Below are 14,700 nucleotides of genomic sequence, written 5' to 3'. Positions count from 1 at the left end.
TACGGTTTAAAATCCGCAGATTGCGCACTTGTTGTTCAAATTACCGCTCCCATTATATAAGCTGATGTCATGACTGAATAATTTGGCTGCGCGGCGCGTCTGCACCGGAGCAACAGAGGGAAACCCGATGGCGACACTTCAGAATTTTGAGAGCGAAATCGAGAAAACACGCGGCATCGTCGAGCAGATGCGCGGCAAGATGAACCAGTCGGCCGTCGTGCTTGATCAGTTTGCCAAATCCGACACGAAACTGGGCGATGCCAATTTCGACATCGAGAATGCCCGTATCCAGGATGTCATCAACCAGCAGAAGGTTATGGAAGGCAATATTGCCGACCTGATCATTGGCCTGGAAGATGCAACCAACGCCTTCGGCTCGGAATTCGAGAGCATGAAGAGCTATACCGGCTACGAAAAGTTCATCGGCATCTTTTCCAAGCAGAGCGCTCAGCGCATGCGCACCGACCGTGTCCGCAACATGTCGCTTGCCGGCAATCTGCAGGAGCTGCTGTCCAAGTCCGACACCATCGTCGGCATCCTGAAGGAACAGAAGGGCGTGCTCGACCAGCGCTACAAGACCTCCGAGGCAAGCCTGCTTCAGGTGATCGAGCGGCGTAAGGCGACGATTGCTAACCTCCAGGAAACCCAGAAGCGCATCGAGGAACTCAACCCGATGCTGATGGATATCGAAAACAGGATTGCTGCCTCGACAGACCAGATTTCCCGCACCCAGCTTGAAGGAGAGCGTTCGGTTCTGGCGACGGAATATAATGAGAAGCAGGCCAAAGAGCAGGAACTCCTGGCGGAAAGTCAGACATACGAGCGTTACACCTCGATGTTCCAGACCTTCGTCGACTCACTCAACAACCAGATCGCGGCGCAGAACACGCTGATCAACAAGCTGACTATCGATACCGAACAGCGCATCGTGCTGTACAAGGCGCTCGAGGATTCCTTGAAGACGGCGGCCCAGCAGGATGTTGCCCACAAGATCAACACGCTTGGCAGCCAGGTCGATACGGCGGCCGAAGAAACCATGGCCGGCATCGGTTCGGCTTCGCAGCGCCATATCGGCGATCTGCTGGAGATGCACGAGAAGAACATGCTCTCGACGCAGGACATCCAGCGCCGCAAGAAGCTTGCCGACGATGCGTTTGCACGGCGGTTCAAGGATGTCATGGATAAGCATAATACGGCGAATTACGTGAAGCAGTGATGCTGCAGATGCCATCGTGCACCAAAATGGTTGATATGCTTGGCTATCATAGCCGTCGGGCGGTCTATACCTCCCCCTTGAGGGGGGAGGTCGCGCGGAACGCGCGGGTGGGGGTGATTGTCAGGGGCGCCCCAAGGTCACCCCACCCCGGAGCTTTGCTCCGACCCTCCCCCTCAAGGGGAGGGTGGAAACCATGAACGCCGCATCCGAAGGGGCCGTCGGTCAGTATTTCGCCTCGATCCGGGCAGCGCTCGGGGGCTTGGAAATTTTCCTGGGTGATCGCAACTCGCCGCTCTACCGCGATACGGTGGTGGGCGAGGTCGTCATTCCCTACCTGTCACGGTTGAAGGCGTCGTTTTCCTGCTGGGAAAACCGCATCGGCTTTATCGAGCAGTTCCGCATCTCGCGGGCGGAAAGCGGCTTTCCGGTGTTCCAGAACGTGCTGGAGCTGGAAAACGACCGGCAATCGGCGGAAAAGCGGCTGGCGGGAATTCCGGTTGCCGATGCGCTGCGTCAGGAAATGGCCGACTTCATCCTGCGCCAAAAGACATTTCCAGCTGAATTGCAGTCGCGTATGGCCGAACGGCTCTATCTCGAGCAGATCGGCAAGGGCGATATTTTTTCACCCTTCATCATGCCCGAGACCATTCGCGTTGGTGTGAACCCTAAGACCCAGCGGCCCTATTACGTCGTCTGCTGGGGTGCCTTCGACGGCACAAGCACTTTGCCGATGGTCTATATGTCTGTCGTCGAGGATTCGTCAGAAAAGATCGTCAAGCTTTTGGTGACGCCGGACGGCAAGCTCAATCCCGACACGGATATACCGCTGCCGATCGGCGGGCTGCTCAATCCCGATCTCGCCAGCCGTTTCGACGATTTCGCCTTGAAGAACAGCGCCTATTCGCTGACGCCGGTGACCATCGCCACCAATCTCGACAAGGATTTCGAAGAACTGCACCCCAAGCAGTTGCGACGCATCGTGCTCGGGCCGTTCTATTCGGCCGGGATTACCGAGAACAATGCCAAGATCAACGATATTCTGTCGAAGGTTCGCAAGACGGAGAATGCCTGGCTGCTCACCTGGACTGTGCAGGAGGTGTTCTCCAAGGCGGAGCGGCCGGCCCAGCGCGGCTTCTTCTCATCGACGCCGGCATCGGAAGAATTCCATATCGACACCGACAATCTCGAGGCGACCCGCATGGGTGTGAGCTCCTACGAGAAACATGCGCTGGTGCCGCACGACGCCTATCAGGCGCTCTATGCCACTGGCGACGCAGCAACAATCTTCGGCGATTACAAGGTCCATGTGATTTCCGGAAACCAGGTTATCAGCGAGGTCTAGACAATGTCACTGAACGCGGGTTTGACGACGCTGCATGAAGACGACATCGCCAAGCATCAGGCGGTAGCACAGGGTCTTGTCACCCGGCTGATCCTACTGGAGGCTGACGATCCGGCGGCCGGAACGGCACTGGCCGGAACCGGTCGCCGTTTTGTTTCCACGGTTTCGACCGGCGGACAGCGTCGCACCCGTGAAGTAGAGTTGACGAAGACCATTCAGTCGATTCGCGCTGCAGATCCTCTGTTTTCGCCAGCCCAGCATGCTCTGCTCTACCGTTCCCGGCGGGGCATTCAGGTGGCGCTGGCTGTTGCGGATGTCTTTGCCCGCCAGACCAATCTGGAAGGCCTGCAATCGCGCAATGCCACGGCGCCGCTGTCGGGCGATGATGCCAGCCAGTTCAAGGCGCTTCTGTCGGCGTCGGCTTATATTTCCGCCTTCACTTTCGCCGCCTATCTCGGCGCAGCGCTTGCAGGCGAAGGTGAGCCGGTCGAGGATGGGACCGAGCCTGACTTCCTGTTCGACACACCTCAGGATGCGCTGAAGGGCATGATCTCGGCGCTAGACAAGACCATTGCCGGTGCGCCTGACGATGCAGCCTTGACCAGCAGGGCCCGCGCCTTTGCGCGGCTTGCCATCGAGGGGTTGATCGGCCGCAAGGCACGCTTCACCGGGCTTGCAAGTTTCGAGAATGTGCATATCCGCATCGATCAGGACGATTTTACGCTGAACGGTTTCGACGTGGCGCCCGGCGCCAAGCGCAAGCCGTTGGTGATGACCTTCAAGAAACCCGAAGAGATCATCGGCAATCATATCGCCAAGTATCAGGCGTTGAAGTTGGCGAAGATGCTGATGGCCTATGATTTCGACCGGCAGATGAACCCGTTCGTCGAGCTGGGCGGTTTTCTCTTCACCTTCATCGGCGACGGCATGCCCGGCACCGGCAAGACCATCCTCATCCAGATGCTGGCCGGTCTGCTCAACGATTACTGCGAGATCGCCGGCTACGCCTTCCACTACGAGAATTTCGGCGTCGACCAGATTTCCTCCTATCAGGGCAAATCCGGCCAGAACTGCAAGGCTTTCGTCAATAACGTCATCAATCCGCGCGCCATTGGTTTTGGTACGATCGACGATGTCGATCAGGTCGCTGCCAAGCGCTCCGATGACCGCGCGTCCGCCGGTCAGCACGAGGTGACGGCGGTGTTGATGGAGAGCTTTGCCGGAGCCTCCACGGTGATCCGCGGAAACTGCACGTTCGGCATGTTCTCCAACTATCCGGAAAATGTCGACGATGCCCTGCGCCAGCGCGCCGGCGCCCGTTGGCTGGTCGATGGGCCGCAGTCGGAAGGGGATTATATCGATATCTTTGCCATGCTGGTCGGCAAGAATCACAAGATCCCGCTTGGAGAACACCAGCTGTTTGCCGGCCAGGAGATCAAGAAAGCCGTCTCGCAATCCTATGCCGAGCATGCCCGGCCGAAGGAGGAGGGGTTGCTGGCCGTCTGGGAGCGCCACGAGAAGGAAGAGGGCAAGATCGAGACGCTGGCCGATGTCGGCTCCTACCTGCACATGATCAAGGAGGCGGAGCCCCGCTTTACCGGCCGTGCCATCAAGAACATCACCGATGCGGTCAAGATGCGGGCGATGGACGTCGATTTGCCTGACGACTGGTTTGCGACGCCGGAAGCCTTCATGCACAAGGCTTATGACGAGAAGAAAGCCATGATCGAAACCCTGCGCGGGCCGATCACGCTCGACATGGTGATGCAGGAAATCAACCGCTACGCCGATAGCGAGTTCCGCTACACAGACAAGTCCGACGATGCGGCCGTCACCGACATCATCCGCCGCGAACGCCAGCGGGAAAAGGCAATCCGCGAGATCGAGGCGATGAAGGGGGACGGGCGGTGGTAATATTACATCCGGCCATAGTCAGTCAAAATCTATAATGCTAAGATGGGATACGCGTATCCCATTGAGGTTGAAAAATGACACGTCAGACAGCAATTCGGCTCCCCGACGAAACTTACGAACGGCTTCAGACTCTTGCTGAACGTACAGGTCGCACCGCGACTTACTATATTCGTGAGGCGATCGAGCAGCATCTTGAGGATCTCGAGGATATCTATCTTGCGGAGCAGGCTCTTGGAAAATTAAAGCGGGGCGAGATGGGTACTCAAACGCTTGAGGAGGTGGAGCGTAAACTTGGGCTGGGCGATTGAATTAACCGATGATGCTGTCCGGCAACTTGAGAAACTGGGGCGACCCGAGGCAAAGCGGATACGCGCATACTTGCGTGGCAAAGTCGCCTCTCTCGACAGCCCTCGTCTCATTGGTCGTGGTTTGACGGGAAGTGCATTTGGCCATCTGTGGCGATACCGCGTAGGCGACTACCGTATTCTTTGTGAATTGCGCGATAAACAACTTGTTGTTCTGGTGGTCGAGGTCGGACATCGAAGCAGGGTTTACAAGTGACCTACCAATGATAAGCGGAACCGCATGAAACTCCTCCTCGAAGCCGAACTGATCTATGGACGCCTGCTTGAGATTTCCGAGCCGCATCTGATTGCGCGTTACAACAAGGCGTTGCAGGGGTTTGGCTTGCGCCCGACGGCGCTGCCGTCGTTTCAGATCGACATGACCGGGTTTTCGCCGGAGATTGCCGATGAGCTTGGCGATCGCGATTATCTCGATCCCAACCGCGTCAACCGCCGTTTCATCATCATGACCCCGGATCAGGAAGAACTGCCGGTCGTTCATACGAGTTTTTCCAACACCGCCGCGCTGATGCACGAATTTTTCGGCGCCAACAGGCGGGCGATCAATGCGGTGACGATCAAGGATGCGCTCTACGGCGAGATCGAGGATTCCGTATCGGTCGTCAATGATATCGACGATCTGCTGTCAATCAATGAGGTGCGGTTTCGCGTCCTGTCGGCCGAGGACATGCTTGGCAAGGCGGCGGAGTTGCGCGCGCTTGTCGACCGGTTGAAGACGGTACCGACAGCCTGGGCCGACGATGCGCTGCTCAACCGGATGGTCGAACTTGCGAAAGTCACCGGCGATATCCGCGAAAATGCGCTGGTGCCGGATAAGCTGGTGTTCCGCCATGATGCCTTCTGGGCCAATCATTTCGGCGGCGTCTATGTCTTTCTGGATGAAAAGACCACGACCGTGATCTGCGATCCGTCGGTGCCGGGCTTCAGGCGCTCGAGACCCTGGCAGGTCGGCTATATCGGTCTGTCCGATCATCAGCGCATCTACGAGTTCCTTGCCTCGACCAACCGGCTGCAATTGCCGCAGGCGTCCTGGGTGCAGGACAGTGGCCTTTATCAGCATCGCGCCGACATGGCTCTGCGGAGCCTGGTCAATCAGGCTGACCCAACGACGGATATCAATGCGATTGATGCGATCTGGCTGCAGACCTGGATACACCGCAATTCGGCACTGGTGTCCTCGGATGGCACCTATCCGTTCCTGCAGACGATGTTGCGTACAGTTTTGGCGTCGGGCAGCATCAAGATGCAGGATGTTGCTCCTGAAAACCGCTTTCTGCTGGTGCGGGCCGCACCGAATCATCCAGACCAATGGCTGACAAACCGGCTGATCTCGCAACTTTGCCCAAGCGATTTCGTCTCCCGCTTCGTCTTTGACAAGCAGGGGTTTTATGCGGCCTATGAAAAATACAGCGAAAAGTTCAGGGAATATGTTGTGGCGACACTGACCAGCACATATCTCAGGGACAAGGTGGCGTTCCGCAAACGCCTTTATGGCCTCAAGGAGGATAATACGAATGCTTGATCCGATCGTTGCGTTTTTCCAGCGTGTGTTTGCAGCGATTGGCCGGGGCATTGGCCTGGCGGTGTCCTGGATACTTTCTCCGTTCGTAGCCGTTGCCAACTGGTACGGAGGGCGCGCCTGGATCATCAAGGGGCCGATCGGTCTTGGTCTCCTGCTGCTCATCGCACTTTATGGCTATTTCATCTGGCAGACGCAGGCCTGGACCAATTTCGATCCAGACTATCCCAACCGGTACAATCTTGCTGAACGCAAGAATGATGCGGGCCTTCCAGTCAAGGTCGCTGCTGGCCAGACGGCGCCGGCCAATGCCTGCGAACGTTCCGCCATCGTTGATGTCACCGCAGATTTGATTGACTACAACGTCAACCAGAACTCCTGGATCTCGTCGATGGTCCTCTACAAGGCCGGCCTGTTCGGGATGGATTGGGACCGCACGCCATGGCTCGACAACAAGGCGTCGTTCCAGCGTGGCGTCAACGAAGCGGTGCGCCGCACGACGGTCGAGCTGGTCGATTCTCTGGTGCGCATGCGCGGCACGTCCGGCATCAATCCGCAGCTGCAGAGCGTGCGCAGCAAGATGCAGTATGAGGAAACCAACTGGTATTTCGGCCTGTCGCCCTTCGGCTTCCTGACGCCGACGCCGACGCAATATCGCGCCGCCATGGTCGATCTTCGCTCGTTCAACGATCAGCTCGCAACCTGTGCTGCCACTTTCGATGCCCGCGCCGACAATTTCCTGGAATTCATGGATCGTGTTTCCAGCTCGATCGGCAGCACGTCTGCGATGTTGCGCGAGCGTTCCGAAAATTATAACGGTGGCTGGTTCGACACACGTGCGGATGACCGGTTCTGGTTCGCCTACGGCCAGCTCTACGGCTACTATGGTATCCTGTCGGCAACCGGCGCGGACTTCGACGGTGTCATCAATCAGCGCGGCCTGGCGCCGATCTGGAACGAAAGCATCAAGCAGATGCGCGCTGCCCTGCGCATCCAGCCGCTGATCATTTCCAACGGCCAGGAAGATGGCTGGATCATGCCGACGCATCTGGCAACGCTCGGCTTTTATGTTCTCAGGGTGCGCTCGAACCTCGTCGAGATGCGCGACATCCTAGCCCGCTAAGTCTTTCCGCCATCTTGGAGACGGGAGAACGTTGTTCTTCCGTCTTTTTCTTTGGTTTTTCAGAAAATCATCGAATTTCTAAGTTCCCCGGCATCATTTCCCAACAAAATGATGGAAAGCGCCTTCGGTTCACGCTCATATGCTCTCAGACCAAGAAAAAGGTGGAACGGGAGAGACACCATATGGCCGACGTGAAGTCCGATATCGAAATTGCCCGCGCAGCGACGAAAAAACCGATCCTCGAGGTCGGCGCCAAGCTTGGAATTCCACCCGAACATCTGCTTCCCTACGGTCATGACAAGGCAAAGATCAGCGCCGAATTCATCGCCCAGCAAAGAGGCCGGCCAGACGGGCGGCTGATCCTGGTGACGGCGATCAATCCGACACCGGCCGGCGAAGGCAAGACGACCACCACGGTCGGCCTTGGCGACGGGCTCAATCGCATCGGCAAGAAGGCAGTGGTCTGCATCCGCGAGGCGTCGCTCGGCCCCTGTTTCGGCGTCAAGGGCGGTGCAGCCGGCGGTGGTTATGCGCAGGTGGTGCCGATGGAGGATATCAACCTTCATTTCACCGGCGATTTCCACGCTATCACCTCGGCCCACAATCTTCTGTCGGCGTTGATCGACAATCACATCTACTGGGGCAACGAGCAAAATATCGACATCCGCCGTATCGCCTGGCGCCGGGTGATGGACATGAACGACCGTGGCCTTCGCCATATCGTCGGTTCGCTCGGCGGCGTTGCCAACGGCTTTCCGCGCGAGACCGGGTTCGACATTACCGTCGCCTCGGAAGTGATGGCGATCCTGTGTCTTGCAACCGATCTCAAGGATCTGGAAAAACGCCTCGGCGACATCATCATCGCCTACCGGCGCGACAAGACGCCTGTCTTTGCCCGCGACATCAAGGCGGACGGTGCAATGACCGTGCTGCTCAAGGATGCGATGCAGCCGAATATCGTCCAGACGCTGGAAAACAACCCGGCCTTCGTGCATGGCGGTCCTTTCGCCAACATCGCCCATGGCTGCAACTCGGTGGTGGCGACGACGACGGCGCTCAAGCTTGCCGATTACGTCGTCACCGAAGCCGGTTTCGGCGCCGATCTCGGGGCTGAAAAGTTCTTCGACATCAAATGCCGCAAGGCGGGCTTGAAGCCCGATGCGGCGGTGCTGGTGGCGACAGCCCGGGCGATGAAAATGAACGGCGGCATCAAGAAGGAGGATCTTGGGCAGGAGAATGTCGAGGCCGTCAAGAAAGGCTGCGCCAATCTCGGCCGCCATATCCAGAACGTCAAAAAATTCGGCGTGCCGGTAGTGGTGGCAATCAATCATTTCACCCTGGATACGGAAGCCGAAATCAAGGCGATCAAGGACTACGTTGCCACGCTCGGCGCCGAGGCGATCCTGTGCAAGCATTGGGCGGAAGGCTCCGCCGGCATCGAGGATCTCGCCCGTAAGGTCGTGGCGCTGGCCGAAAGCGGCCACTCGCAGTTCTCGCCGCTGTATCCCGACGATATGCCGCTGTTCAAGAAGATCGAGACGATCGCCAAGGACATCTACCACGCCGATGCCGTTATCGCCGACAAGTCGGTGCGCGAGCAGTTGCACACATGGGAAAATCAGGGTTACGGCCATTTGCCGATCTGCATGGCGAAGACCCAATACTCGTTTTCGACCGACCCCAACCTGCGCGGGGCGCCGACCGGCCACACCGTTCCGGTTCGAGAGGTTCGGCTATCAGCCGGTGCGGGCTTCATCGTCGTCATCACCGGCGAGATCATGACGATGCCGGGCCTGCCAAGGGTGCCGTCGTCGGAAAAGATATTCCTGAATGCAGACGGGTTTATCGAAGGGCTTTTCTAGCGGGGTATCCGGAGGATCGTGGCAGCTGCCGCGATCCTCCGGGCGTTCTGCTTCTCAGCCATAGGGACCGAGAAAATCGATCTTGCCAACGGCGACGCCCTGGTTGCGCAGGATATCGTGAGCCGTTGTGACGTGGAAGAAGAAATTTGGCAGGGCGAATTTCAGCACATAGTCATCGCCGGCAAAGGTGAAGCTGAGCTTGCCGAAGGTAACCGAGACCTCCCTGGTATCGCTTCCATCCAGATCGGACGGTTTGACGGTTTCCAGGTAGGCGATCGTCTTGGCGATGCGTTCGCGCAATTCGGCAAATGTCTTTTCCTCATCGGGGAAGCTCGGTGCCGCGACGCCGGTGAGCCGTCCTATGGTATTTTTCGATGTGTCACTGACCCGCTGGATCTGGCCGAAAAGCGGCAGCATGTCCGGGGCCAGGCGGGCGTTGAACAGGCTCTCGAGAGGGATCTTTTTCTGCGCGGCGTGAGACTCGGCCTTGTCGAGAAGACCGGCCAAGACGTTGAGCCCGCGGATAAAGACGGGAACCGACAATTTGAACATGGAGACGGACATGGAAAATCCTTTGAACGGAAGCCGTGGGTGGTCCTGTGGTCATGAGCAGATGGGACGTGTTTGAGCCCTGGGCAAGATGCAGCGATGCTTTTCTCCAGGGAAGGCTGAAGAAGCGCGTTTACCGGCAGTAGCGGTATCCACCCTTGCGCTCTATCACGTCGAAATGCAGATGGTTTTCGTGGGCTTCGTCGCTGCCAGGATCGAGCACGGTTTCGAAATAGAGGCACCCGGTCGCCGTCACGGCACGCTGGAAAGCACCGGCCAGCGTCGAATCCTCGTCACGCGGCTGGATCTCGATCGATTTTCCGTTCTTGAAGGTAAACGAGGCGATGTCGATGGCATTGCCGCGCGCGTGTTCGGAGATTTTTCCGGTCGCCGCATTGTTGCGCAAGCGGCAGATATAGCTCGATGCCTGGTTGATGGTGGTGAGCTCCCCCTCGCTTTCGAGCGCAACCTTAGCCGCAGGCAGAACCGCATCCTTGGTCCATCGGGCCAGCTCCAGCGCGGTTTCGCAGCGCATCTTGCCTTCCGGCTTCAGCGCGATCCCAGGTAGTACGGTCGACAGCGTCAACGGTTTGTCGATACCGCAGCCCTTGCCGTCATCGATTCGCGTCTCCTCCTTGAAAACCGCGCCGATGGCTTTCAGGTCCGCAAGGCAAGCGGCATGTTCCTTCTCGTCCTCGGGTTTGATGGTCAGCACGGGTTCCGGCGCCGGTTGAACCGTCGCGGGCTTTACGTCCACAGGGTTTTCAGGTTTTTCCTCGCTTGCGGGCGCCTTCTCGTCGTCCTTTGCTTGAGGTTTTTCCTCCGGTTTGACCTCTGGCGTACCCTCGGGGTTTACTTCGGGTTTTTCCTGCGGCGTCGCAACCTTCTCGCCTTGTTCCGTTTCAGCCACCGCTGGCTTTTTCTCCGGGACGGGACCGTTTTCCGGAAGGCCGGCGCCTGCCAGGAGCAAGATAGAAAGGAAGGGGGCGAGGAATCGAAGAGGCATGAAAAGTCTCCGGTTCTGCCAGAGGCGGCAGGGGTTCGAATTCACAACGCATTCGGGCAGGAAAGGGTTGCATGATAGCCGCAGGATGCCGGATCGTTGCCAAATCGAAACATTTATCCAAGGTGTGGCGAAATCTGACAAAAGTAAGACAATTATTTGTTGACAATAAGTGTCATGTTTTCTAACCGATGGACACAAGCAGTTCTTCGCAGCTGCTCCCAGAATGCTTCATCGCCCATGCCCAGCCAGCCCCTTGAGCAGATTGCCTCAGCAGCCAGCCCGGTGAATTCATCAAAGGATTGATCCATGATTACCCGGCATCACTGCGCGGCGCTTTTGGCGTGCGCGGCGTTTTTGACACTTTCCCCAGCAGGCCACGTCTTTGCGCAGACTCCGGAGGAGTTGGCTGCACTGAAGAAGAAGGCCGAAGAAACAGCACCGGCCGGTGAAGCGACCTATCTGAAGACCATTACGGTGAAGGGTGGCAAAACGGGCCGTGATCCCTACTCGACACCAGCGGCCACAAGCACGATTACCGCTGATGAGGTCGAGCAGTTCGGCAACAAGAATATCGACGATGCCCTGCGCGCATCTCCAGGAACATTTACCCGCGACAACCCGCAGAACCCGGGTCTTGCCGTCAATATTCGTGGCCTCGAAGGATCCGGTCGCGTCAACATGATGATCGACGGCGTACGACAGAATTTCCGGTTCACGGGTCACGAGGCCCAGGGTTTTGCCTATATCGATCCGGCGTTCATCAGCGGCATCGACATTTCGCGTGGTGCAGTCTCCGGGGTTGGCGGGGCAGGGGCGCTGGCGGGCGCTGCCAATCTGCGCACCTATAACATCGACGACCTTTTGACGGACGGCAAGAACTACGGCGGCTTTGCCACGGCGTCCTTCGGCAGCAATAAATCCGGCTGGTCGGAATCGGCACTTGGCGCCTATCGGGTCAATGACAGCATCGCCTTCCTCGGCGGTATCAGCAAGAAAGACCCCGGCAACTACAAGAACGGCAATGGCGAAGTTGTTCCCTACACCGAATCCGACCTGATCTCCGGCATTTTCAAAACCGAGATCACGCCGAACGACGAGCATTCGCTGAAGCTCAGCGGCATTCTCTACAACAACGATTTCATTGCGAATTCCTACGATCAGTCGATTACCGCGCAGACCTACAGCGCCAATTATGCCTATACACCCGGCAATAACCTGATCGATTTCCGCGCCAACGTTTATTACAACGACATCAAGATGAAATATGACCAAAGCCCGATCATCCCCGGTGGTGGTTCGGCTGCTGGCCGTGTCATCGACGACAAGGGTTTTGGCTTCGATGTCTCCAACACATCCAGCTTCGATCTCGGTGCGGTCGCTGTCACCTCGAATTACGGTGTCGAGTATTTCTCCGACGACTACGATGTGGTGAACAGCACGCGGGCGCTCAATTCCGGTGTCAACGGTAGTGGTAAGAGCTCGACGACGAGTGTCTTCAACTCGACGCAGTTGACCTATGGCATCGCCGATCTGACCCTTGGCCTGCGCTACGATCGCTTCGATCTCAAAGGCAATGGCCAGGTTGCCGCTGGCAACCCGCTGGGCATGCCGGCTGGTCCCTATTCGGTTGATAGTTCCGAAGGCAGGCTCAATCCCAGCGTGACGTTCGCGCTCAACCCGGTGGATTGGCTGCAGCCTTATGTGAAATACGCCGAAACCTCGCGCGGCCCGACCGTCAATGAGACGTTTGTCGGCGGAACGCATCCGGGCGGTGGCGCACCGCAGTTCTTCTTCCCCAATCCGTTCCTTGAGCCGGAAATCTCCAAGGGTTGGGAAATCGGTGCCAACATCAAGGTCGATGATCTGCTGACAGCAGGCGACAGCTTCCGCTTCAGGGCCGATTACTTCAACAACGATGTCGATAACTACATCACGGCAAACTTCATCGGCGGTACCCATTTCGCCAATGTTCGGGGCACGACGAAGGTGCAGGGTATCGAAGTGGAAGGTGCCTATGATGCAGGTTTCGCCTTCGCTAACGTTTCCTATACGCATACGGACTCCGATCTGCCGTCCCAGACCAATGGCTTTGGCGCGCAGAGCTACCTGCCGGACAACATCTTCACGGCGACGCTTGGCGCCCGCTTCCTTGAAGATCACCGCCTGACGGCCGGCGGCCGGCTTTATGCTGTCAGCAAAAGCTATATTGGTGAAGTCAATGTCGCGCCTGGCCAGTCGCCCTACCAGGACGGCTACGAACTGGTCGATATTTTCACTAACTACAAGTTCAAGAACGGCTTCGAGCTGACGGCCAGCGTCCTCAACGTCTTCGACAAGGAATACACCCCGGCGCTCAGCACATCGCCGAGCATCACGGTCGACACCGGCCGTGGGCGGACGTTCCTGGTGACGGCAAAGGCAACGTTCTAATCATTGGATCAGAAGGCGGCTCGCAAGGGCCGCCTTCTTTTTGATTGACAAAGTGCATATGCACTTATATCTTCTTCCCATGAACCCACAATCCTCTATCACCACCTGCAACTGCTTTGCCATTCGCCAGGCTGCGCGTTTCGTATCGCAGCTTTACGAGCGGCATTACGCGCGGGCAGGGATCACGGCGGCGCAGTTTTCGTTACTGGTCTATATCGCCGAAGTGGGAAAAGCCGGCATGGCGGAGATGGCCGAGGCGATGGTGATGGATCGTACCACCCTGGTGCGTGCCCTGAAGCCGTTGCAGCGCGACGGCTATGTGGTCAGCGAACCGGAAGGCAAGGGGTCGCGCAAGCTGCTGTTGGCGCTCTCGGTGATTGGGCAGCAGAAGCTCTCGGAAGCAGTCGAATGCTGGCACACAGCACAAGCGGAGTATGTGGAACTTGTCGGAGCCGAGTGTGCCGACGAGTTGCGCCAGATGCTTCTAACTATCCCGGCCAGTAAGGCCGCCTGAAAAGGAAAGGCCGGATTTGTATTCGGCTTTTTTAACGATCGATATAGTGCATATACACATATAGAAGGAAGAAAACGATGTCCCAGAAAATTGAAAATGCCGTTGCTCTCGTCACCGGTGCCAATCGTGGTATCGGCCGCGAATTCGTCACTGAACTGTTGCGCCGTGGCGCGAAGAAAATCTATCTCGGCGCTCGGGATACGGCCTCGCTTGCCGATCTTGTCGCGCTTGATCCCGCTCGCCTCGTACCGTTGAAGCTGGATGTGACCAATGCGGCCGATGTCGCCAACGCCGCCAAGGTGGCAACCGACGTCACGCTGCTGATCAACAATGCCGGTTTTGCCGGCGGGCAGGGGGTTGTCTCGGCGCCGGATCTGTCGATCGCCCGGCAGGAAATGGACGTGAACTATTTTGGCGTGCTGGCGCTGTCGAAGGCGTTCGCGCCGGTTCTCGCCAAGGCTTCCCAGAGCAGTATCGTCAACGTCCTGTCCTTCCTGTCGCTGGTGACATTGCCATCGGCCGGCACCTATTCGGCGTCTAAGGCCGCTGGTCTTGCCGCCAGCCGCTCGATCCGGGCGGAACTACTTGGTCAGGGTACACAGGTTGTCGTCACAATGCCGGTGCAGGTCGAGACCGACATGGGCCGCAGCCTGCCGGAACCGCGCCTGCAGCCGCTTGAGGTTGTGAGTGAAACGCTCGATGCGGTCGAGGCCGGCATCGAGGAGGTTTTCCCGGGCGAACTGACCCGCACTGTCGCCACGGCATTCGCTGCTGATCCGAAGGGCGTGCAGGCGCATATGTCCACCCGGCTTCCGGCATAATGTGCCAAAGGGCGCGGCGGAAATCGTGGCTCCATTTTT

13 protein-coding genes are annotated in these 14,700 nt (G+C 57.8%); 11 read left to right on the top strand and 2 right to left on the bottom strand.

Annotation, left to right across the window (positions count from 1 at the left end; genetic code table 11):
• Positions 1-127 precede the first annotated feature (127 nt).
• The 8 genes from ACQY8Q_RS05805 (at position 128) to ACQY8Q_RS05770 (ending at position 9,341) form a co-directional block, all read left to right on the top strand.
• Positions 128-1,216: a hypothetical protein gene (locus ACQY8Q_RS05805; RefSeq protein WP_428425637.1), complete on the top strand. Its 1,089-nt coding sequence runs from the start codon at positions 128-130 to the stop codon at positions 1,214-1,216.
• Between the two features lie 193 nt (positions 1,217-1,409).
• A complete protein-coding gene (locus tag ACQY8Q_RS05800) occupies positions 1,410-2,558 on the top strand; it encodes a hypothetical protein (RefSeq protein WP_428425635.1) in 1,149 nt (382 codons plus the stop codon).
• 3 nt (positions 2,559-2,561) lie between these two features.
• Entirely contained in the window at positions 2,562-4,472 is a 1,911-nt protein-coding gene (locus ACQY8Q_RS05795; RefSeq protein ID WP_428425633.1) for an AAA family ATPase, read from the top strand.
• 74 nt (positions 4,473-4,546) lie between these two features.
• Positions 4,547-4,780, top strand: coding sequence for a type II toxin-antitoxin system RelB family antitoxin (gene relB, locus ACQY8Q_RS05790; protein WP_428425631.1), 234 nt, complete (start codon positions 4,547-4,549; stop codon positions 4,778-4,780).
• Positions 4,743-5,033: a type II toxin-antitoxin system RelE family toxin gene (locus tag ACQY8Q_RS05785; protein WP_428425629.1), complete on the top strand. Its 291-nt coding sequence runs from the start codon at positions 4,743-4,745 to the stop codon at positions 5,031-5,033. Before relB ends, ACQY8Q_RS05785 begins: the two co-directional genes overlap by 38 nt.
• Positions 5,034-5,057: 24 nt before the next feature.
• A complete protein-coding gene (locus tag ACQY8Q_RS05780) occupies positions 5,058-6,359 on the top strand; it encodes a DUF6638 family protein (protein WP_428425627.1) in 1,302 nt (433 codons plus the stop codon).
• Positions 6,352-7,479: a DUF2333 family protein gene (locus tag ACQY8Q_RS05775; protein ID WP_428425625.1), complete on the top strand. Its 1,128-nt coding sequence runs from the start codon at positions 6,352-6,354 to the stop codon at positions 7,477-7,479. The genes ACQY8Q_RS05780 and ACQY8Q_RS05775 overlap by 8 nt, the downstream gene beginning before the upstream one ends.
• Positions 7,480-7,661: 182 nt before the next feature.
• Positions 7,662-9,341, top strand: coding sequence for a formate--tetrahydrofolate ligase (locus ACQY8Q_RS05770; protein ID WP_428425623.1), 1,680 nt, complete (start codon positions 7,662-7,664; stop codon positions 9,339-9,341).
• 54 nt (positions 9,342-9,395) lie between these two features.
• Here ACQY8Q_RS05770 and ACQY8Q_RS05765 read toward each other — a convergent pair whose 3' ends face one another.
• Together ACQY8Q_RS05765 and ACQY8Q_RS05760 are read right to left on the bottom strand one after the other, a co-directional pair.
• Positions 9,396-9,905 (bottom strand): DUF1993 domain-containing protein, encoded by a 510-nt coding sequence (locus ACQY8Q_RS05765; protein ID WP_428425621.1) that lies wholly within the window; start codon positions 9,903-9,905, stop codon positions 9,396-9,398.
• A gap of 118 nt (positions 9,906-10,023) precedes the next feature.
• On the bottom strand, positions 10,024-10,896 hold the full coding sequence (locus tag ACQY8Q_RS05760) for an extensin family protein (protein WP_428425619.1): 873 nt from the start codon (positions 10,894-10,896) through the stop codon (positions 10,024-10,026).
• 402 nt (positions 10,897-11,298) lie between these two features.
• On the opposite strand from ACQY8Q_RS05760, the gene ACQY8Q_RS05755 reads away from it, so the two are divergent.
• The 3 genes from ACQY8Q_RS05755 to ACQY8Q_RS05745 all read left to right on the top strand — a co-directional run bounded on the left by ACQY8Q_RS05755 (position 11,299) and on the right by ACQY8Q_RS05745 (position 14,661).
• Complete coding sequence (locus tag ACQY8Q_RS05755) at positions 11,299-13,326, top strand: TonB-dependent receptor domain-containing protein (RefSeq protein ID WP_428425617.1); 2,028 nt, start codon at positions 11,299-11,301, stop codon at positions 13,324-13,326.
• Between the two features lie 40 nt (positions 13,327-13,366).
• On the top strand, positions 13,367-13,840 hold the full coding sequence (locus ACQY8Q_RS05750) for a MarR family winged helix-turn-helix transcriptional regulator (protein ID WP_428425615.1): 474 nt from the start codon (positions 13,367-13,369) through the stop codon (positions 13,838-13,840).
• Between the two features lie 77 nt (positions 13,841-13,917).
• A complete protein-coding gene (locus ACQY8Q_RS05745) occupies positions 13,918-14,661 on the top strand; it encodes an SDR family NAD(P)-dependent oxidoreductase (RefSeq protein WP_428425613.1) in 744 nt (247 codons plus the stop codon).
• Positions 14,662-14,700: the final 39 nt, after the last annotated feature.

The sequence above is a fragment of the Pararhizobium sp. genome, assembly GCF_965279435.1.
In the GTDB taxonomy this organism is placed as follows: Bacteria; Pseudomonadota; Alphaproteobacteria; order Rhizobiales; family Rhizobiaceae; genus Pararhizobium.
The sequence above is the reverse complement of the archived record's forward strand: the minus strand, read 5'-3'. Positions and strand labels throughout refer to the sequence as shown.

Coding starts and splice junctions, on each gene's coding strand:
- ACQY8Q_RS05780 (WP_428425627.1), top strand. CDS start 5,058: ATGAAACTCCTCCTCGAAGCCGAACTGATCTATGGACGCCTGCTTGAG.
- ACQY8Q_RS05805 (WP_428425637.1), top strand. CDS start 128: ATGGCGACACTTCAGAATTTTGAGAGCGAAATCGAGAAAACACGCGGC.
- ACQY8Q_RS05760 (WP_428425619.1), bottom strand. CDS start 10,896: ATGCCTCTTCGATTCCTCGCCCCCTTCCTTTCTATCTTGCTCCTGGCA.
- ACQY8Q_RS05800 (WP_428425635.1), top strand. CDS start 1,410: ATGAACGCCGCATCCGAAGGGGCCGTCGGTCAGTATTTCGCCTCGATC.
- relB (WP_428425631.1), top strand. CDS start 4,547: ATGACACGTCAGACAGCAATTCGGCTCCCCGACGAAACTTACGAACGG.
- ACQY8Q_RS05765 (WP_428425621.1), bottom strand. CDS start 9,905: ATGTCCGTCTCCATGTTCAAATTGTCGGTTCCCGTCTTTATCCGCGGG.
- ACQY8Q_RS05745 (WP_428425613.1), top strand. CDS start 13,918: ATGTCCCAGAAAATTGAAAATGCCGTTGCTCTCGTCACCGGTGCCAAT.
- ACQY8Q_RS05770 (WP_428425623.1), top strand. CDS start 7,662: ATGGCCGACGTGAAGTCCGATATCGAAATTGCCCGCGCAGCGACGAAA.
- ACQY8Q_RS05775 (WP_428425625.1), top strand. CDS start 6,352: ATGCTTGATCCGATCGTTGCGTTTTTCCAGCGTGTGTTTGCAGCGATT.
- ACQY8Q_RS05795 (WP_428425633.1), top strand. CDS start 2,562: ATGTCACTGAACGCGGGTTTGACGACGCTGCATGAAGACGACATCGCC.